The sequence below is a fragment of the Promicromonospora alba genome (genome assembly GCF_042654905.1).
Lineage (GTDB): Bacteria > Actinomycetota > Actinomycetes > Actinomycetales > Cellulomonadaceae > Promicromonospora > Promicromonospora alba.
Window position 1 is genome coordinate 240,953 of record NZ_JBHSFI010000003.1, and the last position, 20,933, is coordinate 261,885.

The following is a 20,933-nucleotide window of genomic DNA, read 5'->3' on the forward strand; positions in this document are numbered from 1 at the left end:
GTCGGACCACAGTCTCGCGCTGCGCGACTCCCTCAACCGCTCTAGCCTGGCCCGGTGCTCCTGGCCTTCATCGACGAGTCGTCCAACCGTCTGCACTACCGAACCATTGGCCTGATCGTCCACCAGGACAATGCGCGCCTGCTGCTCGACGGCCTGAATTCCGTGATGGACCGTGCAGCCGCGACGTACGACGGAATCGAGCCGGATGACGAACTCCACGGCCACGACTTGTTCCAGGCAACCGAAGGCTGGGCACCCCTCCGCCGCCTGACGCGTGCACGCATCTCGATATACAAGCAGTCGCTCGAAGTGGTCGCCGAGCACTGCGAAGTCTTCTTTGTGGAAGGGCTCGATCGCGGACGCTTCCAGAGCAGATACGCGGACGAGCACGACGAGCACGTGACGACGCTTCTACACCTTCTCGAAAAGCTCGATCATTACGCGGATCGACGTGGCCAGGATCTGATCGTCGTTGCCGACGAGCACCACACGGCACGCGCTGCGCAAGAGGCGCTCCGTGGGACGAGGAGCCGAGCAGTCTGGGGATACCGGGGGCAACCGCGTCGCATCGTCGACACCGTCTACTTCGTCTCGTCGGAGATGAGCCGTCTCGTTCAAGCGGCCGACCTGGTTGCATTCCTCCACCAGCGAGTGGCGGACGTGGTCGAGACCGACAAGCGGGCCGCTCGAGCGAATGAGGAGCTGTGGTCGGTCATCGCGCCGAGCATGCGCAAGGAGCGGATCTGGAAGCCGTAGAAGCACAGCAGCCCCCGCCAGAGGCGGGGGCTGAGGCAAGACGCTCAGGATTTCTCCCTATCGCGTGCTCCAATACTAAGTCGACCTCCCGTAATCCGTCTATCGGTTGTTGCGTGCGCCGGTCAGACGCGGGGGCGAAGAGACCAGGCGGAGAAGTCGGCGGTGAAGGTGCCGTCGACCAGATCGACCGCGCTGATGCCCACCATTGCGCCGGTGAACCGCAGCCGCGGGCCGAAGTCGTCGGACAGCTCGCTGAAGTCCACGTCCGGTCCCACCTGCGTCCATGGCCCGTCGCCGGACGCCGAGGACAGTCGCGCCGTGGCGCCGTCGATCCGCGCGCGCAGCCGTACCGGGCCACCGGGAAGGTCGACGGTCGCCAGGATCCGGGCGCCGTCCGGATGCCCGTGGGTGAGGACCAGCACGCGGCGGCCCTCGCCCCCGGCCCACTGCTGGCCTGCCTGGGGCTCGCCCTCTGGTTCGGTCCAGGTGACGTGGAGCTGGTAGTACGACGTGGTGTCGTACCAGAGCATCAGCCCGGCGGACTGGGTGAACGTCGTGGGCTCGGCGTCGACGGTGACCTCAACCTCGGCGTGGTGCTCGGTCAGGCGCTGGGCCAGGAGAGACTGCTGCCACAGCGACTCGGCGGACTGTCGGCCCCGCACTCGGACCCGGGCTGGTTCGTCAGGGCTGGTCGGCAGCTTCTCGACCCAGTCCCCCGGCGGTTCGCGCAGCGTGGACCACGGCCACCCGGGAGCGACGTCGAGCCCACCACGCCGTTGGTCGTCGGCTTGGCCGACGGCGGTTGCGGTGGCCGTCACGGCCGGGACCTCCACCTCCGACACCGGGTGCCAGCCGTCCTGGGCCAGCCGGGGCCAGCCGTCGGTCCAGACCACACGCTGCACCGCCGTCTCCCGGCCGAGAGTGTTGCGTGGCCCAGCCATCGTCTGCAGCGGCCGGGACGCCAGGTGGGTCAGGTACCACTCGCCCGACGGCGTCTGGACCAGCTCGCCGTGCCCGGCCTTCTGCAGCGGGACCGCCGGGTCGTCCCGCGAGGTGAGCAGCGGGACGTCGTCCACCTCGTAGGGCCCGGTCAGCGACCGGCTCCGGGCAACCAGCACCCCATGCTCGACGCCGGTCCCGCCCTGCGCCAGCAGGAGGTAGAACCAGCCGTCGTGGACGGTGATCTTGGGTCCCTCGACCAGCTCGTCACGCTGCAGCAGCAGGCGGGTCGGGCCCACCGCTCGCACCCGGCCGGGCACTCCGTCGGCGAACGGGACCTCCAGCTCGGTGAGCACTATCCCGTCGAACCGCCGCCCGCCGACCCGCGAGTCGTTCTGCAGGTTGAGCAGGTAGTGGCGGCCGTCGTGGTGCAGCAGCGACGGGTCGAACCCGTGACCGGGCACGCGCACGGGCTCCGACCACGGGCCGCCGACGTCGGACGCCGTGCAGAGGTACGTCTCCAGGTCGAAGTGCCGCGTGCCGAGCGAGCGGACTATCGAGTACACGACCCAGAACACGCCGTTGGCGTGGCTCAGCGCAGGTGCCCAGATCCCGCCCGAGTCGGGCACCCCGAGGAGCGACCGGCCGGGCGCGGCGGTGTCGACGGCCCCGGCCGGCTCCCAGTCCGCGAGGCCGCGCGAACGGTACAGCGGGATGGTGGGGAACCACTCGAACGAGCTGGTCGCGAGGTAGTACCAGTCCCCCACGCGGATGACCGACGGGTCCGGGGCGAAGCCGCGCACCACTGGATTGACCGCCGTGCGGACCGGCCCGGCCACAGGTTCACTCACCAGACCGGCCGCCGGGCCGCTCACGAGGCCACCCGGACCCGTAGCAAACGCGCCGACGTCAGCGCCGGGAGCTTGAGCTCCAGCGCACGTCCGTCGTCGACCACTGCGACCGACTCGCCGCCCCAGCGCGGATACAGCACCTCCACCGCCTCGTCGGCGGCCCGGCCAGGCAGCGGCACCCGCAAGGTGTCGGGCGCGCCGTCGCCAGAGTCGCCCCGGCGCCAGACCGCGACGTAGAGGTGGTCGCCGTCGCGCGCGCCCTGGACGATCCAGGGGTCGCGCCAGCCCGGCAGTCCGAGCGGCCACACCGGCATCGAGCGGCCGACGGCGGGGCGCACTGCCCGGTAGACCGCGAGCGCCTCCCGGACGACGGCGCGCTGGTCGGCGTCGAGCGTGTCGACGCGGCCGGTCAGGTGCACGCGGGCGAGCAGGGCCGTGACCAGGGAGAAGGCGAGCTGTTCGCGGTCCATGGTGCCGTCGACGCAGGCCCAGACCCCGGTCTGCTCGGGCGGGAGGGCAAGGGGTGCGGCGGCGGCGATGGGCGGGGTGGCCCGGTAGTCCTGCTGGTCGGTGACGGACTGGACGGGGAAGACGCTGCCGGTGGCCGCGTCGGTGCGCGACCCGCCGGCCGCGCAGGCCTCGATGACCAGGCCGGGGTGGCGGTCCATGACGCTGCCCGCCCAGTCGAGGAAGGCGCGGCCGTGCTCCAGGAGCCCGGTTCCGGGGGCCTCGCCCGTGCCGGCGTCGGTCCCGGGGCCGATGTCGACGTTGTGGTCGAGCTTGAGGTAGGCGAGCCCGAAGGTGCTGATGAGCCGGTCGACCACGGTGTCGAGGTGCTCGCGTGCGGCGGGGTGGCGCAGGTCGAGCTGGTAGCGCCCCCATTCCGCGACGCGGTGGCCGTGGCGCTGGAAGAACGCCTCCTCGGGGAGGGTGTGCGCGACGGGGCTGCGTACGCCGACGACCTCGGGTTCGAGCCAGAGGCCGGGCCGCATGCCGTGGGCGCGGATCCGGTCGATGAGACCGCCGAGGCCGCCGTCGGGGAACCGGGTGGTCGAGGGTTCCCACTGGCCGACGGAGTCCCACCAGCCGCCGTTCTCGTCGTCGTACCAGCCGGCGTCGATCACGTAGTACTCGGCGCCGAGGTCGGCGGCGGCCGCGATCAGCGGCAGCTCACGGTCGGTGGTCGGGTCGGACATCAGGGTGTTCAGGAAGTCGTTGTAGACGACGGGCAGGGTGTCGTGGTCGGGGTGGGGCCGCCGGGTCCGACGGCGGTGGGCGGTGAGCGCGGCGCCCATGACGCCCAGGGTCGCCTCGGCTCCGGCCGCCGCGCCGGGGACGACGGCGAGGCTCACCGGGATGCTGCTGAAGCCGGTGGCGACGTCGAGATGACCGGCCCACTGGTGCTCGTGCGCCGTCGGGCCCATGGCGGCGACGTAGACGTCGTCGTACCGGTCGCCGAGCTCGGTGTGCCACGCGCCGCTGGTCTCGACCTGCCAGGCGAGCAGCCGGCCGGTGCGGGTGTCCTCGACCAGGCCCATGGGCAGGTGCTCGGAGGTGGACCAGGCGCCGGTCGAGGTGAGGCTGATCCGGTTCTTGGAGCCGACCTGGCCGAACCGCACCATGCCGACGTCGTACAGGCCGCGCTCGGCGAGCGTGGACCGGCGCCAGCGGAACTCGCCGCTCCAGGGGTTGGCCGCCTCCCACACCGCCAGCTCGGTCTCCCAGCGGGCGGCGTGGCCGAGCCCGGAGACGACGCCGGTGGTGACGTGGTCGAGCACCAGCTCACGGTCGGCCGCCAGCTGCGCCCAGGTCCGCAGCACGGGGATCGTGTCGGCGAGCTCGTAGTGCACGGTGGCGCGCAGGCCGGTGTCCGGATCGGAGAGGTGCAGCAGGAGACGCCGGACGGGGCCGCCGTCCGGGCCCTCGGCCGCCTCCTCCTTCGTGCCGACGAGCCGCATCCGCTGGCCCGCGGCGCCGTCGACGTGCCGTTTGCCGGACGTGCCGGACCTGCCGTCACCGAGCACCGCGACCTCCAGCACGGGAAGCGCGCAGCGGCGCAGGCCGGCGAGGTCCGGTCGCCCCTCGCCCACATGCCACAGCGCCACGAGCCGCGGCGCGGTGTGCGGGCCGTGCGCTATCGCCACACGGACGACGTCGTTGCCCCACTCGATCCGCTGCTCGGTGTCGTCCTCGAGGCCGGGAAGGGTCACGGTCATGCGATCACTCCCGTCGTGGGGTCGATGGTCCAGGTGTCGCGCCACTCGAGCCGGGCGGCGCCGTCGGCGATCCGCAGCGGGAGCCAGACGGGCGCGGAGTGGAACAGGTCGTCCCTGTCCCACCGGTCGCCGACGTAGACGTAGCTGGTGGTCAGGGAGCCGTGCACGGTGACGATCGTGGAGGTCTGCGAGTCGTGGGTGGCCGAGCCGGGCGGCGCGAAGTCCGCCCAGTCGCTCCACGGCCCCGCGAGCGACGACGCCGTCGCCACCTTGTTGTCGTTCGTGGACCAGCCCGTCAGGTCGGAGCCGAACAGGTAGTACAGGCCGTCCACCTTGACCAGCGCCGGCGACTCGTAGCCGTGCGGGCCCGCCGGGTGGTCGCTCGGCGGCGTGAGCGTCGTCGACACGATCTCCTCGACCGCCAGGTAGTCGGCGGAGAGCCGGTAGACGTGCAGGCCGTGCTCGCGGTCCTCGGACAGCAGGTACCCGGTGCCGTCGTCGTCCGCGAAGACGCCGATGTCCCGGCTGATGTTGCCGAGCGGGCGCTCGCTGCGCAGGTAGGTGTACGGACCCTCGGGCTGGTCGGCCACTGCCCAGCCCACGCGGGCGTAGGCGTAGTCGGCGGACTCGACGTGCAGGAACATCACGTACGTCCCGCCGGGGTTGCGCAGCACCTTGGGGCGTTCGATCACGCGCCCGGGGGCGAGGTCGGGGACGTCGGGCGAGACGGCCAGGGCGTGCCCGTGCGCGGTCCAGGTCGCGAGGTCGGGTGACGAGTAGCAGGCCACTCCCCCGAAGGTTCCGCCGTTCGTCTTGTCTTCGCCCCAGGCGTAGAACAGGTCGCCGAACTTCTGGATGCCGACGCCGTGCAGCTGAGCGATGGCGCCCTGGTCATCGGCGAAGAGCCGTCCTGGTGCGATGACGCCACGTGGGGCGCGCGGTGGGGTGGGCACTCAACTCTCCTCGGGTGGGGAAAACGTTATCAGCTGCCGTATGCTCGGCTCATGGCCAGTCCGAAGTCGTACCGAGCCCCTGTCCTCGCCGATGTCGCGAGGGCAGCGGAGGTCTCGGTGCCTACCGTCTCCAGGGTCCTCAACGGCTCGAAGTACGTGGCGCCCGAGCTCGCGCAGCGCGTGCACGAGGCGGTGCAGACCCTCGGGTACCGCCCGAACGGCGCCGCCCGCTCGATGCGCTCCGGCCGGCGCACGCTCGTCTCCGTGCTCGCGGGCGCGACCGCCAACTACGGCTACGCCCGCACGCTGCAGGGCGTCGAGACGGCCGCCCGCCGGGCCGGCATGACGGTGTCGATCACCGTCGTGGAGTCCGGCGACGACGAGCACGTGCGCGCCGCCATCGACCTCACGCTCGCGCAGCCCACGGCGGGCGTGATCGTGCTCGAGTTCGACCGAGCGGGCATCAACGCCGCCCGGGCGCTGCCCGAAGGGCTGGCCGTGGTGGTCGCGGGCGGTGGCTCGCGCCGTACCGGCAACGTCCCGGCGGCGCTGATCGACGAGCGGACGGCGGGCCGCCAGGCGACCGAGTACCTGCTCCACCTCGGCCACAAGACCGTCCACCACATCGCCGGCCCCACCGAGGGCAAGCACTCGGGCCGCACCGACGGCTGGCGCGCGGCCCTGGCCGCCGCCGGCGCCCCCGTCCCGCAGATCATGCGGGCGGAGTGGGACGCGAGCGCCGGCTACCGGTGGGGCGAGCGGATCGCCGGGATGAGCGACGTCACGGCGGTCTTCTGCGCCAACGACGACATCGCGCTGGGCCTGATGCGGGCCCTGTCCGACCGGGGCCTCGACGTCCCCGGCGACATCTCGGTGGTCGGCTTCGACGACCAGCCGCTGGTCGCCCTGTGGCGACCGTCCCTGACCACCGTGGACCAGGACTTCGAGGACCTCGGCGCCCGGGCGTTCGGCCTCCTGGCCCAGGTGGTCGATGGCGAGGAGGGCGTGGCGTCGTCGGTCAGCACGCCGCAGCTCGTCGTGCGCGAGTCGACCGCCCCGCCGAAGGGCTGAGCCGGCCACTACTTGAGGCTCCCCAGCGTGACGCCCGAACGCCAGTAGCGCTGCAGGGCGATCATGAGCACCACCATCGGGATCGTCGAGACGAGCGATCCCGTCAGGACCAGGCTGGTCAGGTCCACGGTGCTGTCGGTGCCGCGCTGCAGCCAGGAGTACATGCCGAGCATGACCGGCCACTTCTCGACGCCCTTGAGGAAGACCAGCGGCCACATGAAGGTGTTCCACGACGCCACGAAGTGCAGCAGGAAGATGGTCGCGCCCGCAGTGGACAGCAGGCGCAGCCCCATGGAGAAGAAGATCCGGTACTCTCCCGCGCCGTCGATGCGGGCGGCCTCCATGAGCTCCGTCGGTACGGCGCCCTCCGCGTAGACCTTGGCCAGGTAGACGGAGAACGACCCGAACATGCCGGGCAGGATCATCGCCCAGATCGTGTCGTACAGGCCCAGCTGCACGAACAGCACGAAGCTCGGCACGATCATGAGCGAGCCCGGGATCAGGAAGGACGCGATGATCAGGCCCATCGTCAGGCCGCGCCCCCGGTACCGGTACTTCGCGATGCCGTACCCGGCGGCGAGCGCCACGAGGGTGAGCCCGAGCGAGCCGAGCCCCGCGTAGACGACCGTGTTCCACAGCCAGCGGCCGAAGATCCCGTCCTGGTAGGTGAACAGGGTGCTGACGTTCTCCCACAGGTTGAAGCTGCTGAACCAGAGCCCGTTGGTGGTGTACAGGTCGCGCTGGTTCTTGGTCGCCGCGACGAGCAGCCACCACAGCGGCCCGACGGCGTAGAGCGTCAGGGCGACCAGCACCCCGAGGACCACCCAGCGGGAGGAGCCCCGGGCTTCCGCGATGGAGGAGCTGTCGTCGGCCCCGCGACGACGGCGTCCTCGCGTGCGTACGGGCTGTGCGGCGGTGGCGGCCTCGGGCACGAGCGTCGTGTCGCTCATGAGTCCTCCCTGTTCGTGAAGCGGTAGATGATCGCGGAGGCGACACCGACGACGAGGGCGAGGATGACCGACAGAGCGGTGGCGTAGTTGAGGTTGCCCACCTTGAACGCCTGGTCGTAGATCATCATCGCCGGGGTGAAGTCCCGCGTGATGGTCTCCGGGGTGACCGCCCGGAACAGCAGGGGCTGGTCGAACAGCTGCAGCGTGCCGATGATCGAGAGCAGCGACGTCAGCACGAGCGACCCGCGGACGAAGGGGACCTTGATGGACCAGGCGATCCGCAGCTCGGACGCGCCGTCCAGCCGTGCCGCCTCGAAGATCTCGTGCGGCACCGACTGGAGCGAGCCGTACAGGATGAGCATGGTGAAGCCGAGGGCACCCCAGACCGCGAGGTTGCCCATGGACACCCAGACCATCGAGCTGGAGAAGAAGTTCAGGTCGAGCCCCAGGGCCTCGAAGAACGGGGTCAGCGGCCCGACGGTGGGGCTGTACTGGAAGATCCAGACCATCGTCGCGACGATGCCCGGCACCATGTACGGCAGCAGAAGCGCTATGCGGAACCGGGCGGCGGTCCGGCGTCGCGCGGCGTCGAGCAGGAGGGCCATGGCGAGGCTCAGGACCTGGGTCACCGGAACCACCACCAGGGCGTACAGGAAGACCCGGAGCATGCCCGCCCAGAAGTTGCCGTCGGCGAGACCGGCGGCGAAGTTGTCCAGGCCGACGAAGGACACGGTCTGGCCGCCGAAGCCGAGGCCGCCCGTGGACTTCGTGGCGTAGACACTCTCCCGCAGGGCCATGCCGACCGGCACGAGGACGAAGAGCGTGAAGCCGGCCAGGAACGGGAAGGTGAGCGAGGCGCCCTTGACGCTCTGCGCGGTGCGCCAGGTCCAGCGCGGGCCGCGCCCACGAGGCGAGGAGCCGTGCCCGGGGCGACCGCCGGGTGGCGACCCGGCGACCGGTTCGCGCGCGGTGGCGTGCTTGTCTTGCGTGTTGACGGACATCGGCGTCCTCCCCTCGTGGATCAGCAGCTCACTCGGCGACGGTGTAGGAGATGCCCTTGGCGTCCAGGTCGGAGGCGACGAACGTCTGGACCGCCTCGAGCGCCTCGGCGAGGGTGATCTCGCCGGCTACCGCCTTGCCCCACTGGTCCTGCAGCTCGGGGAACCAGGCGTCGTAGTTCGGGCCGAGCTCGAACTTGCCGATCACGCGCTCCTGGGCCGCGACGATCTCCTCGCCCGCGACCTTGTCGTCGACGAAGAAGTCCTTCGGGACGACCTCTTCGACATAGGGGGAAGCGTCGGGGATCTGGACGGGGAACCCGACGGCGCCGGTCTCCTTGTTCCGCCCGGCCTCGATCGCCTCGGGCGTGGTGAGCCAGTCGGAGTACGCCACTACCGCTTCCGGGCTCTCGCAGCCCTCCGGCACGAACGACGGGAGCGTGCGGCCAGGGGTCACGGGCTCCGCGGCGTCGGCGAACTGCGGGATGGGGTGCGCCGACCAGTCACCCGAGGAGTCGGGGAACCCGGTCTGGTAGCCGGTGAGCGACCACCACTGCGTGGTCGTGGACGCCATCTTGCCCGAGTCGAAGTACTCGAGCAGCGCGGGCTTGTCCATGTACGTCTGGTTGGAGACCAGGTCCTCGTCGATGAGCGGCTGAATCACGTCGGCAGCGGCCAGCGTGCGGTCGTCGGTGAAGTTCACCACCCACTGGTCGCCGTCGATGGCGAACCACTCGGCGCCCGCCTGCTGGGCCAGGTTCATCAGGATGCTGGGGTCCTCGCCGGCCAGGTTCGTGATGTCGACGCCGTGCTCCTTCAGCTCGCGGCCCGCCTCGACGAACTCGTCCCAGGTGGTCGGCACCTCGACGTCGTACTTGTCGAACGTCTTCTGGTTCGCGATGTAGAACTGGCCGTCGGAGCCGCTGGGCAGCCCGTAGTACCGGCCGTCGACCTGCGCCGCGGCGAGGGCGCCCTCGTTGTACAGGTCCGCGGAGGCCTCTACCTGCGCGCTGATGTCCTGCGCCCAGCCGTTGACGACCATCGTCGTCAGCGGCGCGAAACCCTGCACCAGGCACGGGACGCCGGAACCGGCCTCCATCGCGTTCTGGAAGTTGGTCTGCGTGGCGGTGTTGCTGGCCTGCAGCACGTACTCGACGGTGACGTCGTCCTGGGCCTCGTTGAACGCCTCGGCGATCTGCTCGCCGGTCTCGGCGTTCCAGCCCCAGACCTCGATGGTGGCCGGGCCTGCGGCCTCGTCCGGCGTGCCGGCGGCGGGCGCGTCGCCGGCCGAGCAGGCGCTCAGGCCGGTCAGCGCCGTGACGGCGAGGCCGGCGGTCGCCCAGCGGGCGCGTGTTCTGATCATGGCTCTCCCCTTTGAGAAGTACTCGTCCTTGAGCTGCGTCGGGATCAACGCAGGAAAACGTTCTCAGGTTAGCGGCCTGCCCCCCGGTGTCAAGCAGCCGTCTCATTTCTGACCTCGCCGCACCCCAGGCCTTCCCTGCGTCCGAGGACAACGTTATCCTGCTTGCCGGACCTGGAGGTAGAGATGGAACCACTCAACGTCGTGCTCACCATGCGCCCCGCGGCGCTCGCGGAACGGCTCTTCGACGACGCGGCCCACCGTCGGCTCGCGGCCGTGGCGCACGTGTGGCCGGAGGTGCTGGAGGACCTCACCACGCCGGACGCGGCGAAGGCGCTGGAGCACTGCGACGTACTCGTCACCGGCTGGGGCGCCGGCCTCCTCACCGACGCCGTGATGGCGACGGCGCCCCGGCTGCGCGCCGTCGTGCATACCGGCGGCAGTGCGGCCGGGCTGCTCGGCCCCGCGGCCCGCGAGCGCCGGATGACGCTGACCGACGCCCGCGCCGCCAACGGGCGGCCGGTGGCCGAGCTCACGCTCGCGCTCATCCTGCTGGCGGGCAAGCAGACGCTGCCCTCCGCCCGGCTCTACGCCGAGCGGCGCGCGTTCATCGACCGCGAGCAGGCGTTCCCGCAGGCGGGCAACCACGGCCGCCGGGTGGGCATCGTGGGCGCCTCGTGCATCGGCCGGCAGACCATCGAGCTGCTGCGCCCCTTCGACCTGGCCGTGTCGGTCTTCGACCCCTACCTGACCGACGACGGCGCCCGCGACCTCGGCGTGCACAAGGTCGAGCTCGACGAGCTGATGGCCACGTGCACGGTGGTCTCGGTCCACGCCCCCGACGTCCCGGAGACCCGGCAGATGATCGACGCGCGCCGGCTCGCTCTCCTGCCCGACGGCGCCACGCTGATCAACACCGCACGCGGGGCCCTGGTGGACACCGACGCGCTCGTCGCCGAGCTGGTGACCGGCCGGATCGACGCGGTCCTCGACGTCACCGAGCCCGAGCCGCTGCCCGCGGACCATCCGCTGTGGAGCCTGCCGAACGTGCTGCTCACGCCGCACATCGCTGGCTCGATGGGCAACGAGCTGAGCAGACTCGGCGACAACGCGGTAGCTGAGATCGAGCAGCTCGCCCGGCGGTAGGACACCGGGCGCGCACCGACCGATGAGTTCTCGGGGCGTCCGTCGTCGTACCGGGCATGGGAATCGTGAAAGCAGACCTGGCAGTTTCACTCGACGGCTACTCCGCAGGGCACGACCAGTCGTTGGAGCACCCGTTCGGGCCGCTCGCGGGCGAACGCCTGCACACCTGGATGTTCGAGTACGGAGACGCGCACAAGGCCGAGGTGGACGCCATCGTGGGCGCCGGCGCGTACATCATGGGCCGCAACATGTTCACCGCCGGCCGCGGGCCGCTGGACCCGGAGTGGAAGGGCTGGTGGGGCGACAACCCCCCGTACCACGCACCCGTCTTCGTCCTCACCCACCACGCGCGCGACCCGATCCCGATGGAGGGCGGCACGACGTTCCACTTCGTCACCGACGGCATCGAGAGCGCCCTGGAACAGGCTCGCGCGGTCGCAGGCGACCGCGACATCTCCATCGCCGGCGGGGCGACGACGCTCAACGAGTACCTCGCCGCGGGCCACGTCGACGAGCTGCGGCTGCACGTCGTGCCGTTCACGCTCGGCGCGGGCACCCGCGTGTTCGACGGCGTGCCGCCCATCGAGTTCAGCTCCACCTCCGTGCGGCACACGCCCGAGGTCACGCACGTGACCCTGCGCCGGTGACAGACTGGGCCGCATGACGGTCATCTGGGCAGAGGGGCGCATGGTCGCGCCCGACGAGGCCGCGCTCAGCGCGGTGGACCACGGCATCACTGTCGGCGACGGCGTCTTCGAGACCTGCGCGGTCGTCGACGACCACGCGTTCGCCCTCACGCGACATCTCGCGCGGCTCGAACGCTCGGCGGCAGGCATGGGCATGGCACCCCTCGACCTGAGCTGGGTGCGCGACGGCGTCGACGCAGTCCTCGCCGCCGCACCCGACGCCGGGCGCCTGCGCATCACGGTGACCGACGGCGTCGGGCCGCTCGGGTCCGGGCGGTCCGACGGGCCGCAGACGGTGGTCGTCGCGGCGACCCCCGCCGTCGTCGTGCCGACCGGGCGAGCCGCACGCTCCCCCTGGACCCGTAACGAGAACAGCGCGGTCGCGGGCCTGAAGACGACGTCCTACGCCGAGAACGTCGTGGCGCTCGCCGACGCGATCAAGAAGGGCGCCGACGAGTCGGTGTTCGCGAACACGCAGGGCCTGCTGTGCGAGGGCACCGGCTCGAACGTGTTCCTGGAGATCGACGGCGAGCTCGTCACGCCCCCGCTCAGCGTGGGCTGCCTGGCCGGGATCACGCGCGAGCTGCTGCTCGAGTGGGGCGCCGAGGCGGGGCTGCCCGTGCGCGAGGCCAAGGACGGCGAGCTGCCGCTCTCCGTGCTCGACCGGGTGGCGGCCGGCGAGGCGCAGATGCTGCTGACCGGGTCGGTGCGGAACGTGCAGCCGACGGTGTGGCTGGACGGTGTGGACCTGCAGATCGGCGAGCTGTCGAGCGCCGCGCGCGACCTGTTCGAGCGGAACATGCGGGAGCGGCTCGATCCCTGACGCGCCTGGGCGATTGGATTTCGCATCCGCGCTCGAACCAGGCTAATATCGTCCACGCACGCCCTAGCGGGTGAGCAGCACGGGCGATTGGCGCAGGGGTAGCGCGCTTCGTTCACACCGAAGAGGTCACTGGTTCGATCCCAGTATCGCCCACCGTGAGAGAAGGCCCTCCAGCCAGCGGAAACGCTGGTTGGAGGGCCTTTCGCGTTGCCTGGCTGGCAACCGACCTGGCGTTGAGCACAGCAGTTGCTGCCAGAACGCGGGCTCAGCTGGCAGGAACTGCTGTGGTCAACCGTCCAGCGGTGCGTGGTGGTGGAAGAGCTTGACCGCGAGGTCGTGGAGGCGGGCCCTGACTTCGGCCGGGCCGTGCACGGTGATGGTGCTCCCGAACGGTAGGAGCCCGTTGGCTATATCTTGCTCGCGACCACCATGTAGTTCTCGGCCTCAAGATCGAACGTGCTCACTTCGGTCCGGAGTCCGACCCGGTGCAGCTCGACTTCGAGTTCCTCGTACCGGTACGGCCAGCAGGACAGCAGTTCCGAGCGGACAAGAACCAGCCCGGTCGCTTCAACCTGTGCGATCGCGATCTCGATGTGGTGCTCATCCTCCCAGTGCGGCGCAATCTCCCAGCGGTAGACCACGACGGCATCGCGACCGTTCCGGCGGACCAGCCGGTCCCTGATGTCCAGGCGGGAACCTCTGGCCCTCACGAGCTCCCAGGTGCGGGATGTGAGCACCAAGCGCCCGCCAGGCCGCAGGAGCCGTGCCATCGACTCCAGAGCAGCACCCCTGCCCGCCGCACCCGCGGCATGGTGAAGCGAGTTGCCGACGCAGAACACCATGTCGAACGTGTCGTCCTCGAAATGGTCGGGCAACTCTTCCCAGCTCGCCCGCAGGGCCCGGACAGATGTCCCGAACTCCTCGGACAGCTCTGCGGTCCGGCGAACCATCGCTTCGCTGGCGTCGGTTGCGGCAACCTGGATGCCGCGACCGGCGAGGCCCACCGCCAGCTGTCCGGTTCCGCACGAGCAGTCGAGGACGTGAGCGTTCGACGGCAGGAGACCGAGGACGTCATCGAACGACGCAGCGAACTCGGCCGGCGGCAGCTTTGCATCTGAGATGAGCCATTCGTACACCTCGGCAAGCGCGTCATATTCCGTCACAACCACTACCTCCGTCACACGGCAGACTCACGGCGGGACGTCAGTCCATCAGCGACGCGAACCGGGCACCAAGGGTTTTAGCAAGGACAGTCCCTGAGTCTGCTGAACCGAGGTCAGGTGTGGAGCGGCGGCTCCGCCGTCACATCGCTGACGAACTCCCCCGTCACCGCCGCGCACTCCGGCCAGTGGGTCTCCAGCAGCATGTGTCCGGCGTCGTAGACATGCATCTCCAGCCGGTCGAGCACCCGGGCGTAGCCCATGATCTCGGCCAGGTCGAAGTACGTGTCGTGCCGCCCCCACAGCACCAGGCACGGCGGCTGGTGGGTCCGGTGGTAGTCGGCGATCTCGTCGAACCGGGCGACGTGGCTCGCGTAGTCGCGGAACAGCTCGAACTGGGCCTCGAGGTTCCCGGGCCGCGACATCCGCCCCCAGTCCAGGTGCCACGACTCGGGCGGCTGGAGCACACGCACCCGGTCCGGCAGCCCGCTCACGTACTCGTCGCGGACGCCCTCGTAGCTGAGCCATTCGGGCAGGCGGGCCCGGTTCTCCTCCGAGGGGTCGGCCCAGAAGGCTCGGGCGCTGTCCCACTGGCTGCCCAGGCCGTCGTCGTGCGCGTTGCCGTTCTGGACGATGAGCCCGAGGATCCGTTCCGGGTGCCGCGTGGCGAGGTAGTACCCGACAGGGGCACCGAAGTCGTGCAGGTACACGAAGAACCTGTCGACCCCGATCCGCTCCAGGAACGCCTCTACCGTGTCCGCGAGGTGCGCGAACGTGTACTCGTACCCGTCGACACCCGGCGAGGCGGAGAACCCGAAGCCCGGCAGGTCCGGGGCCACGACACGACCCACCGAGGCCAGCGGCGACATCACGTGCCGGAAGAGGTGCGACGAGCTCGGGAAGCCGTGCAGCAGCAGCACGCAGGGCGGGCTCGAATCACCGGAAGCATCCGAGTCACCCGCCTCCCGGTAGAAGATCTCGAGCCCGTCGACGTCGATCGTGCGGTGGCGCGGCTTGCTGGTCACCTTCATGGGGACCCTCCTCGATGAGTCCTCGATCGGCCGGATTCCGCTTCGATCGAGGCTAGCCGGACCGTCGTCGACTCACGAGATCGTGCCCGACTAGTGACATAGTCAGGAATCCTCACTAATATCCGCTTTGTTGCTGACAGTCCCGTAAGTACAACGACGTACCACCCGGAACGAGGAGATCCCATGTCACGAACACGGTCACGCACTCGCAGGCCCAGACTCCGCAGGCTGGTGAACGCGATAGCCGCGTTCGGCGTCCTCGCCATCACCGCGACGGCACTCGTCGTCACCCAGCCCGTGGCCGCCACCGCGGTCCCCGCCACGATCCCCCTGACCATCACCAACGACTCCGGCCGCGGTGACCAGGTCTTCATCTACGTCCTGGGCGACCCGCACACGGGCCGGCTCGGCTGGTCCGACGCCGGAGGCACGTTCCACCCCTGGCCCACCGTGGGCGGGACGCCGGTCGACGCGCCCGACGCCTCGATCGCCGGCCCGGCGGACGGGCAGTCGAAGACCATCCAGCTGCCCAAGATGTCGGGTCGGGTGTACTTCTCGTACGGCAGCAAGCTGTCGTTCAAGGTCGTCAACGACGGCCGCCTGGTCCAGCCGGCGGTGCAGAACCCGAGCGACCCGAACCGGAACAAGCTGTTCAGCTGGACCGAGTTCACGCTGAACAACGACGGCCTCTGGATCAACAGCACCCAGGTCGACTTCCTCTCGGCCCCGTACCAGACGGGCCTGCGCAAGGCGGACGGCACGGTGATCAGCACCGGGATGCTCAAGCCGGACGGCTACCAGAACGTCGTCAACGCCCTGGCCGGCACTCCCGGCTGGAACAACCTGGCCCAGCGCGCCCCCGACGGGTCGCTGCTGCGGGTCCTCGCGCCCGGGCACGCCATCGGGACCGGGCAGATCGACACGAACATCCTGGGCAGCTACATCGACCGGGTCTGGACCAAGTACTCAGGCGAAAACCTCATCGTCGCGCCCTACTCCTACGACCCGGCCGCCCGGTTCACGGGCCGCGTGGTGAACGGCGTCATGCGGTTCACCAACGCCTCGGGCGCGTACGTCACGGAGTTCCGCAAGCCGTCGAGCGACTCGGTCTTCGGCTGCTACAAGGATCTTGCCGCCCCGAACAACGACATCGGCGCCATCGCCCGCACCCTGTGCGCCGGCTTCCACCGCTCGACGCTCCTGACCACGACCACGCAGCCCGGCACCAGCACCTCGGGCTTCTACCAGGAGTCCGTCACGGACTACTACTCCAAGTACATCCACCAGCAGATGGCGAACGGCAAGGCCTACGGCTTCGCCTTCGACGACGTCCTGGCGCAGGAGTCCCTGGTGCACGACGGCAACCCGTCCGCCGCCTACATCCAGCTCGACCCGTTCCAGGGCGCGGCAACGCCGATCGCCGGGTCCGACGGCGGCGGGGGCGACGGCGGCTCCTCGGCCCTCCCGGCCGGCACTGGGCCGGTGCGCGCGGCGAACGGCATGTGCGTCGACGTCCCGTGGGCCGACGCGGCCGACGGGAACCCGCTCCAGATCGTCAACTGCAGTGGTAACGCCGCCCAGACGTGGGCCCGGTCGGGCTCCACGCTGAGCGCACTGGGCAAGTGCATGGACATCTCGGGCGGCAGCACGGCCGACGGCGCCGTCGTGCAGCTGTGGAACTGCAACGGGACCGGTGCGCAGAACTGGACCTACCAGTCCGCTTCCCGGGCGGTGGTCAATCCCCAGTCAGGCAAGTGCCTGACGGCGGCCGGGGGCACCCCGCTGCGGGACGGCCAGCGGCTCGAGATCCGCACCTGTTCCGGCGCGGAGACGCAGCGCTGGACGTTCTAGGTCCCTTGTTGGTCTAGCAAACTCGATGGTCGGGCTTGTCGAGATCTGGGGTCTCGACAAGCCCGACCAACGGATACGGCTCGACCGGCGAGGTGGGTTCGACCGGCGAGCGGCTCAGAGACCGGCCACGAACCCGGAGACTATGGTCCGCCAGAGCTCCTTCACCTCGTCGTTGCGCTCCGGCGTCGGCGACCCGAGGTGCTGCACGACGAGCGAGGCGGTCCCGTTCTTCTTGGGCTCGCTGATGACGATGACGGACTCGCCCTCGCGGGCCTTGGCCCGCCAGGTGATGCGGTTCTCCGTACCGCTGACCCGGACCTCACCCTCGACCAGCCCGTCCACGTCCGGGTTGCCGTCCGCGAACCGGGTCCAGGCCTCCATGAGGGCCTCCATGCCGAGCGACGTCGACTTACTGACGCTCGTCTGGAAGGTGCCGTCGGGCCGCTGGCCGGGTATGCGCCGGCCGATGTACTGCTCGTACGCGACCGCGGTCGACTGTGCCCACCACCCGAGGTTGTCGACCTTGCCGTCCAGCTCCCCGATGACCGCGGCGGCGATCTGGTGGTGGGTCAGCTCAGGGGCGCCGATCCGCGCCATGTACTCGAGCCACTCGTCCCAGCTCCTGCCGGTCGCGCGCTCGACTGCCTGGATGCGGGAGCTCGTCGCCATGCCACTCATCCTGGCACGCACGGGTCGGGCTCGTCAGCGCCGCACGGGGTAACGCAGGTGCAGCGCCCGGCGCCCCTGGACCACCACCGGGTCCTCCAGGAGGTGGTGCCCGCCCAGGTTCGCGAAGTACGGGATGCCCTCGCCGAACAGCACGGGCACGAGGCTGACGCACACCTCGTCCACCAGGCCCAGCGTGAGCGCCTGCTGGGCCACGTTCGCGCTCGCGATGGTCACGTCCTTGTCGCCTGCGATCTCCCGCGCCCGCGCGACGGCCGCGCCGACGTCGTCGACGAACGTGGTCCGGGGCCACCGGTGCGCGTCCTCCGGAGCATGGTGCGTGACCACGACGACGGGTGCGCCGGCCGGGTGGTTGTCACCCCAGCCGTCGGTGATGTCGAACAGCCGCCGCCCCGAGATCAGTGCGCCCGCCTCCATGACCAGGTCGCGCAGCATGGCAGCGCTGGCCTCGTCGACGTTGAACGTGACGTCCTTGTTCGCGCTCGGCACGCTGACGTCACCGCCGTCGTACCACTCGAAGAGCTCCCCGATCTGGTCGTCCGGCTCCGCGATGAAGCCGTCCAGGGACATCGTCATGTGCGTGAGGACCTTGCCCATCGTCTTCTCCCTCCGGTTTCTCTGACTGTCCGACTGCGGAGAACCTCAGGAATCATCGGTGGGCGGCTCACTACGCTGGGGCGATGCATCAGTGGGACATGACCGACGGCGTCGTCGAGCTCCCCGACGGCCGCCGCGTCCGGGGCACGGGGCTGCGCCGTCCGCGCAAGGACTCGCCCGCTCCGGACCTCGCCGTCTACCTGCTCGGCCGCGACCCGCGGGTGCCCGGCTGGGAGTACCGGTGGGTACGGTGGCGCGACTTCCGCCTGCCCGACTCGACAGTGCAGGCGGTGACCGCGCTGCGCGAGGCGCACACGCGGGCGGCGTCCGAACGCGTGGAGATCGCCTGCGGCGGCGGGATCGGACGTACGGGCACCGCGCTGGCGGTCCTCGCGGTCATGAGCGGGGTCCCGGCCGACGACGCCGTGGCCTGGGTCCGCGCGAACTACCACCCGCGCGCGGTGGAGACCCGGCGGCAGAAGCGCTGGATCGGTGAGTTCGCGTCAAGGTGACGGGCGGTGGTCGGTAGAACGTCAGGTGGTCGGCAGTCCGAGCTACCGATCACCTGACGTTCTACCGACCTTCCTCAGCACGCCGGTCAGTCGCGTGCGAGCAGCTCCAGCGTGTCGATCACGCGGTTGGAGAAGCCCCACTCGTTGTCGTACCAGGCCACCACCTTGACGTGCTTGCCCTCGACGCGGACCAGCGCGGCGTCGAAGATGGCGGACGCCGCCTCCCCCGTGATGTCGCTGGAGACCAGCGGCTCGTCGGAGTAGTCGAGGATGCCCTTGAGCTTCCCGTCGGCCGCGGCGCGGTACGCCGCGAGGACGTCGTCCCGGGTGACCTCGCGCTCGACAGTCGTGTTGAGCTCCACGAGGGAGCCGACCGGCACGGGCACGCGGATCGAGTCGCCCGACAGCTTGCCGTTCAGGTTCGGCAGCACGAGGCCGATCGCCTTGGCCGCGCCCGTCGTCGTGGGCGCGATGTTGACGGCGGCTGCGCGGGCCCTGCGCAGGTCGCGGTGCGGCCCGTCCTGCAGGTTCTGCTCCTGGGTGTACGCGTGCACGGTGGTCATGAACCCGTGCTCGATGCCGGCCAGGTCGTCCAGGACGGCGGCCAGCGGGGCCAGCGCGTTCGTGGTGCACGAGGCGTTCGAGACGATCACGTGCTTGGCCGGGTCGTAGACGTCGGTGTTCACGCCGTAGGCGAGCGTGACGTCGGCACCGGCCGACGGAGCGCTGACCAGCACCCGCCGAGCGCCGGCGTCGAGGTGCGCGCGGGCGGCGTCGGCGGAGGTGAACCGGCCCGTGGCCTCGAGCACTATGTCGACGCCGAGCTCCGCCCACGGCAGCTTGGCGGGCTCGCGCTCGCCGAGCACCTTGATGCGGCGGCCGTCGACGACGAGCTCGTCGCCGTCGACCTCCACGGAGCGGCCGAGGCGGCCGAGCGCGCTGTCGTACTTGAGCAGGTGAGCGAGGGCGTCCGGGGCGGTGAGGTCGTTGATCGCGACCACCTCGAGGTCGCTGTCGCGCTCGAGCAGGGCGCGGAGGGAGTTACGTCCGATGCGGCCGAAGCCGTTGATGGCGATGCGTGTCATGCCTCCACTCTGCGCGCGTGGATGCGACACCGAAAGCGGCTGGAAAGCCATGGTGCGCAAGCATCACGCCAGACATAACGCCACCGTCCGCAAGGATCTCGCCACGCCTCTGCCGCGTTGTCAGAGAGTCCCGCACGTGTCAGACGCTCAGGTCACCGGAGTGACCTGAGCGTCTGACACGTGCGGGGCTTTCTGACAGGTCACGCAGAGAACGTGTGCCGGTACTCCGTCGGGGACGTGCCGAGGATCCGGTGGAAGTGCAGGCGCAGGTTGGCCGCGGTGCCCAGCCCCACGCGGTGCGCGATCTGCTCCACGCTCAGGTCGCTGCGCTCCAGCAGCTCCCGCGCCAGGTCCACCCGCGCCCGGAGCACCCACTGCATCGGCGTGTACCCGGTGTCCTCCACGAACCGCCGCGAGAACGTGCGTGCCGAGACCCGGGCGTTGCGCGCCAGCGCGTCGAGGGTCAGCGGTTCGGCCAGATGCTCCAGCACCCAGGCACGCGTTTCGGCGAACAGGTCGCCGAGCGGCTCGGGGACGCTGCGCGGCACGTACTGCGCCTGTCCCCCGCTGCGGTACGGCGCGGCCACCAGCCTGCGGGCGACGTGGTTGGACAGCCCGACGCCGTGGTCGCGCCGCACCAGGTGCAGGCACAGGTCGATGCCGGACGCCGCACCCGCCGACGTGAGCACGCCACCCTCGTCGACGAACAGCACGTTCTCGTCCACCTGGACCAGCGGATGGCGTTCGCGGAGCGCCCTCGTGTAGTGCCAGTGCGTGGTGGCCCGCTTGCCGTCGAGCAGCCCGGTCGCGGCCAGGGCGAACGCCCCGGTCGAGATGGCGGCCAGCCGGGCCCCGCGCGCGTGCGCGGCCTTGAGTGCGTCGACGACGACGGCGGGCGGGTCGGCGGCAGCCGGCGTCCGGTAGCCGGGGACGAACACGGTGTCGGCCCGTTCGAGGGCGTCGAGGCCCTCGGCGACGTGGTACGAGAGGCCGTCGCCGCCGGTCACCAGCCCGGGCGCCGCGCCGCAGACCCGCACCTCGTAGGGCATGCTCGGCCGGTTCGAGAACACCTGCGCGGGGATGCCGACGTCGAGCGGCTTGGCGCCCTCCAGCACCAGCACGGCGATCTGGTGGTTCTTCCGGCGCGACACGGTCACGCCTCGCATCGTAGGCGGCGCCCGCGGCGCAGGTCAGAATCTCTGGGTGGCGGCGGGCCTGCGGCCCTGACCCGGCGTACCTGGTACGTCGAGTCAGGGCCGCA

General features: G+C 70.5%; 19 protein-coding genes and 1 tRNA gene. 8 read left to right on the top strand and 12 right to left on the bottom strand.

What is annotated here, in order from left to right; all coding sequences use genetic code 11:
• The first annotated feature begins 54 nt into the window (after positions 1-54).
• Positions 55-756: a DUF3800 domain-containing protein gene (locus tag ACFO6V_RS06340; protein ID WP_377133360.1), complete on the top strand. Its 702-nt coding sequence runs from the start codon at positions 55-57 to the stop codon at positions 754-756.
• Positions 757-878: 122 nt separating this feature from the next.
• Here the strand turns inward: ACFO6V_RS06340 and ACFO6V_RS06345 are convergent, their stop codons facing one another.
• Genes ACFO6V_RS06345 through ACFO6V_RS06355 form a run of 3 tightly spaced genes read right to left on the bottom strand, consistent with a single transcriptional unit; the run spans position 879 to position 5,715 of the window.
• Complete coding sequence (locus ACFO6V_RS06345; protein WP_377133362.1) at positions 879-2,546, bottom strand: glycoside hydrolase family 43 protein; 1,668 nt, start codon at positions 2,544-2,546, stop codon at positions 879-881.
• Positions 2,547-2,566: 20 nt separating this feature from the next.
• Positions 2,567-4,762 (bottom strand): alpha-galactosidase, encoded by a 2,196-nt coding sequence (locus ACFO6V_RS06350; RefSeq protein ID WP_377133364.1) that lies wholly within the window; start codon positions 4,760-4,762, stop codon positions 2,567-2,569.
• Positions 4,759-5,715, bottom strand: coding sequence for a family 43 glycosylhydrolase (locus tag ACFO6V_RS06355; protein WP_377133366.1), 957 nt, complete (start codon positions 5,713-5,715; stop codon positions 4,759-4,761). Before ACFO6V_RS06355 ends, ACFO6V_RS06350 begins: the two co-directional genes overlap by 4 nt.
• A 51-nt stretch (positions 5,716-5,766) precedes the next feature.
• On the opposite strand from ACFO6V_RS06355, the gene ACFO6V_RS06360 reads away from it, so the two are divergent.
• Entirely contained in the window at positions 5,767-6,786 is a 1,020-nt protein-coding gene (locus ACFO6V_RS06360) for a LacI family DNA-binding transcriptional regulator (RefSeq protein ID WP_377133368.1), read from the top strand.
• An 8-nt stretch (positions 6,787-6,794) separates the two neighbouring features.
• Here ACFO6V_RS06360 and ACFO6V_RS06365 read toward each other — a convergent pair whose 3' ends face one another.
• The 3 genes from ACFO6V_RS06365 to ACFO6V_RS06375 are packed head-to-tail and all read right to left on the bottom strand — an operon-like array spanning position 6,795 to position 10,097.
• Entirely contained in the window at positions 6,795-7,736 is a 942-nt protein-coding gene (locus ACFO6V_RS06365; RefSeq protein WP_377133370.1) for a carbohydrate ABC transporter permease, read from the bottom strand.
• Positions 7,733-8,737, bottom strand: a complete 1,005-nt coding sequence (locus tag ACFO6V_RS06370; protein ID WP_377133372.1) for a carbohydrate ABC transporter permease — start codon at positions 8,735-8,737, stop codon at positions 7,733-7,735. Before ACFO6V_RS06370 ends, ACFO6V_RS06365 begins: the two co-directional genes overlap by 4 nt.
• A gap of 28 nt (positions 8,738-8,765) precedes the next feature.
• Positions 8,766-10,097 carry an ABC transporter substrate-binding protein gene (locus tag ACFO6V_RS06375; protein WP_377133374.1) on the bottom strand — a complete coding sequence of 444 codons (1,332 nt, stop codon included), beginning with the start codon at positions 10,095-10,097 and terminating at the stop codon, positions 8,766-8,768.
• Between the two features lie 183 nt (positions 10,098-10,280).
• Here ACFO6V_RS06375 and ACFO6V_RS06380 point away from each other — a divergent pair, with 183 nt between their 5' ends.
• From ACFO6V_RS06380 to ACFO6V_RS06395, 4 genes are all read left to right on the top strand, one after another.
• A complete protein-coding gene (locus ACFO6V_RS06380) occupies positions 10,281-11,240 on the top strand; it encodes a hydroxyacid dehydrogenase (protein ID WP_377133376.1) in 960 nt (319 codons plus the stop codon).
• Positions 11,241-11,296: 56 nt separating this feature from the next.
• The gene (locus tag ACFO6V_RS06385; protein ID WP_377133378.1) at positions 11,297-11,887 is read left to right on the top strand and encodes a dihydrofolate reductase family protein; all 591 of its coding nucleotides are present in this window, start codon (positions 11,297-11,299) and stop codon (positions 11,885-11,887) included.
• Between the two features lie 13 nt (positions 11,888-11,900).
• Positions 11,901-12,749: an aminotransferase class IV gene (locus tag ACFO6V_RS06390; RefSeq protein WP_377133381.1), complete on the top strand. Its 849-nt coding sequence runs from the start codon at positions 11,901-11,903 to the stop codon at positions 12,747-12,749.
• 81 nt (positions 12,750-12,830) lie between these two features.
• Positions 12,831-12,902, top strand: a tRNA-Val gene (locus ACFO6V_RS06395).
• Positions 12,903-13,156: 254 nt separating this feature from the next.
• On the opposite strand, the gene ACFO6V_RS06400 is transcribed toward ACFO6V_RS06395, so the two are convergent.
• Entirely contained in the window at positions 13,157-13,912 is a 756-nt protein-coding gene (locus tag ACFO6V_RS06400) for a class I SAM-dependent methyltransferase (protein ID WP_377133383.1), read from the bottom strand.
• A gap of 113 nt (positions 13,913-14,025) precedes the next feature.
• Entirely contained in the window at positions 14,026-14,940 is a 915-nt protein-coding gene (locus ACFO6V_RS06405) for an alpha/beta fold hydrolase (protein ID WP_377133385.1), read from the bottom strand.
• Between the two features lie 231 nt (positions 14,941-15,171).
• Between ACFO6V_RS06405 and ACFO6V_RS06410 the strand changes: the two genes are divergently transcribed.
• A complete protein-coding gene (locus ACFO6V_RS06410) occupies positions 15,172-16,791 on the top strand; it encodes a beta-1,3-glucanase family protein (RefSeq protein ID WP_377133387.1) in 1,620 nt (539 codons plus the stop codon).
• A gap of 114 nt (positions 16,792-16,905) precedes the next feature.
• Here ACFO6V_RS06410 and ACFO6V_RS06415 read toward each other — a convergent pair whose 3' ends face one another.
• Positions 16,906-17,460, bottom strand: coding sequence for a hypothetical protein (locus ACFO6V_RS06415; RefSeq protein WP_377133390.1), 555 nt, complete (start codon positions 17,458-17,460; stop codon positions 16,906-16,908).
• 33 nt (positions 17,461-17,493) lie between these two features.
• Entirely contained in the window at positions 17,494-18,075 is a 582-nt protein-coding gene (locus ACFO6V_RS06420) for a dihydrofolate reductase family protein (protein ID WP_377133392.1), read from the bottom strand.
• 83 nt (positions 18,076-18,158) lie between these two features.
• Between ACFO6V_RS06420 and ACFO6V_RS06425 the strand changes: the two genes are divergently transcribed.
• Positions 18,159-18,587 carry a protein-tyrosine phosphatase family protein gene (locus ACFO6V_RS06425; RefSeq protein ID WP_377133394.1) on the top strand — a complete coding sequence of 143 codons (429 nt, stop codon included), beginning with the start codon at positions 18,159-18,161 and terminating at the stop codon, positions 18,585-18,587.
• 86 nt (positions 18,588-18,673) lie between these two features.
• On the opposite strand, the gene gap is transcribed toward ACFO6V_RS06425, so the two are convergent.
• Both gap and ACFO6V_RS06435 read right to left on the bottom strand, forming a co-directional pair.
• Complete coding sequence (gene gap, locus ACFO6V_RS06430; protein WP_377133396.1) at positions 18,674-19,672, bottom strand: type I glyceraldehyde-3-phosphate dehydrogenase; 999 nt, start codon at positions 19,670-19,672, stop codon at positions 18,674-18,676.
• A gap of 200 nt (positions 19,673-19,872) precedes the next feature.
• Entirely contained in the window at positions 19,873-20,829 is a 957-nt protein-coding gene (locus tag ACFO6V_RS06435; protein ID WP_377133398.1) for a GlxA family transcriptional regulator, read from the bottom strand.
• Positions 20,830-20,933 lie beyond the last annotated feature (104 nt).

Coding starts and splice junctions, on each gene's coding strand:
- ACFO6V_RS06425 (WP_377133394.1), top strand. CDS start 18,159: ATGCATCAGTGGGACATGACCGACGGCGTCGTCGAGCTCCCCGACGGC.
- ACFO6V_RS06370 (WP_377133372.1), bottom strand. CDS start 8,737: ATGTCCGTCAACACGCAAGACAAGCACGCCACCGCGCGCGAACCGGTC.
- gap (WP_377133396.1), bottom strand. CDS start 19,672: ATGACACGCATCGCCATCAACGGCTTCGGCCGCATCGGACGTAACTCC.
- ACFO6V_RS06365 (WP_377133370.1), bottom strand. CDS start 7,736: ATGAGCGACACGACGCTCGTGCCCGAGGCCGCCACCGCCGCACAGCCC.
- ACFO6V_RS06380 (WP_377133376.1), top strand. CDS start 10,281: ATGGAACCACTCAACGTCGTGCTCACCATGCGCCCCGCGGCGCTCGCG.
- ACFO6V_RS06375 (WP_377133374.1), bottom strand. CDS start 10,097: ATGATCAGAACACGCGCCCGCTGGGCGACCGCCGGCCTCGCCGTCACG.
- ACFO6V_RS06390 (WP_377133381.1), top strand. CDS start 11,901: ATGACGGTCATCTGGGCAGAGGGGCGCATGGTCGCGCCCGACGAGGCC.
- ACFO6V_RS06405 (WP_377133385.1), bottom strand. CDS start 14,940: ATGAAGGTGACCAGCAAGCCGCGCCACCGCACGATCGACGTCGACGGG.
- ACFO6V_RS06385 (WP_377133378.1), top strand. CDS start 11,297: ATGGGAATCGTGAAAGCAGACCTGGCAGTTTCACTCGACGGCTACTCC.
- ACFO6V_RS06420 (WP_377133392.1), bottom strand. CDS start 18,075: ATGGGCAAGGTCCTCACGCACATGACGATGTCCCTGGACGGCTTCATC.
- ACFO6V_RS06350 (WP_377133364.1), bottom strand. CDS start 4,762: ATGACCGTGACCCTTCCCGGCCTCGAGGACGACACCGAGCAGCGGATC.
- ACFO6V_RS06415 (WP_377133390.1), bottom strand. CDS start 17,460: ATGGCGACGAGCTCCCGCATCCAGGCAGTCGAGCGCGCGACCGGCAGG.
- ACFO6V_RS06360 (WP_377133368.1), top strand. CDS start 5,767: ATGGCCAGTCCGAAGTCGTACCGAGCCCCTGTCCTCGCCGATGTCGCG.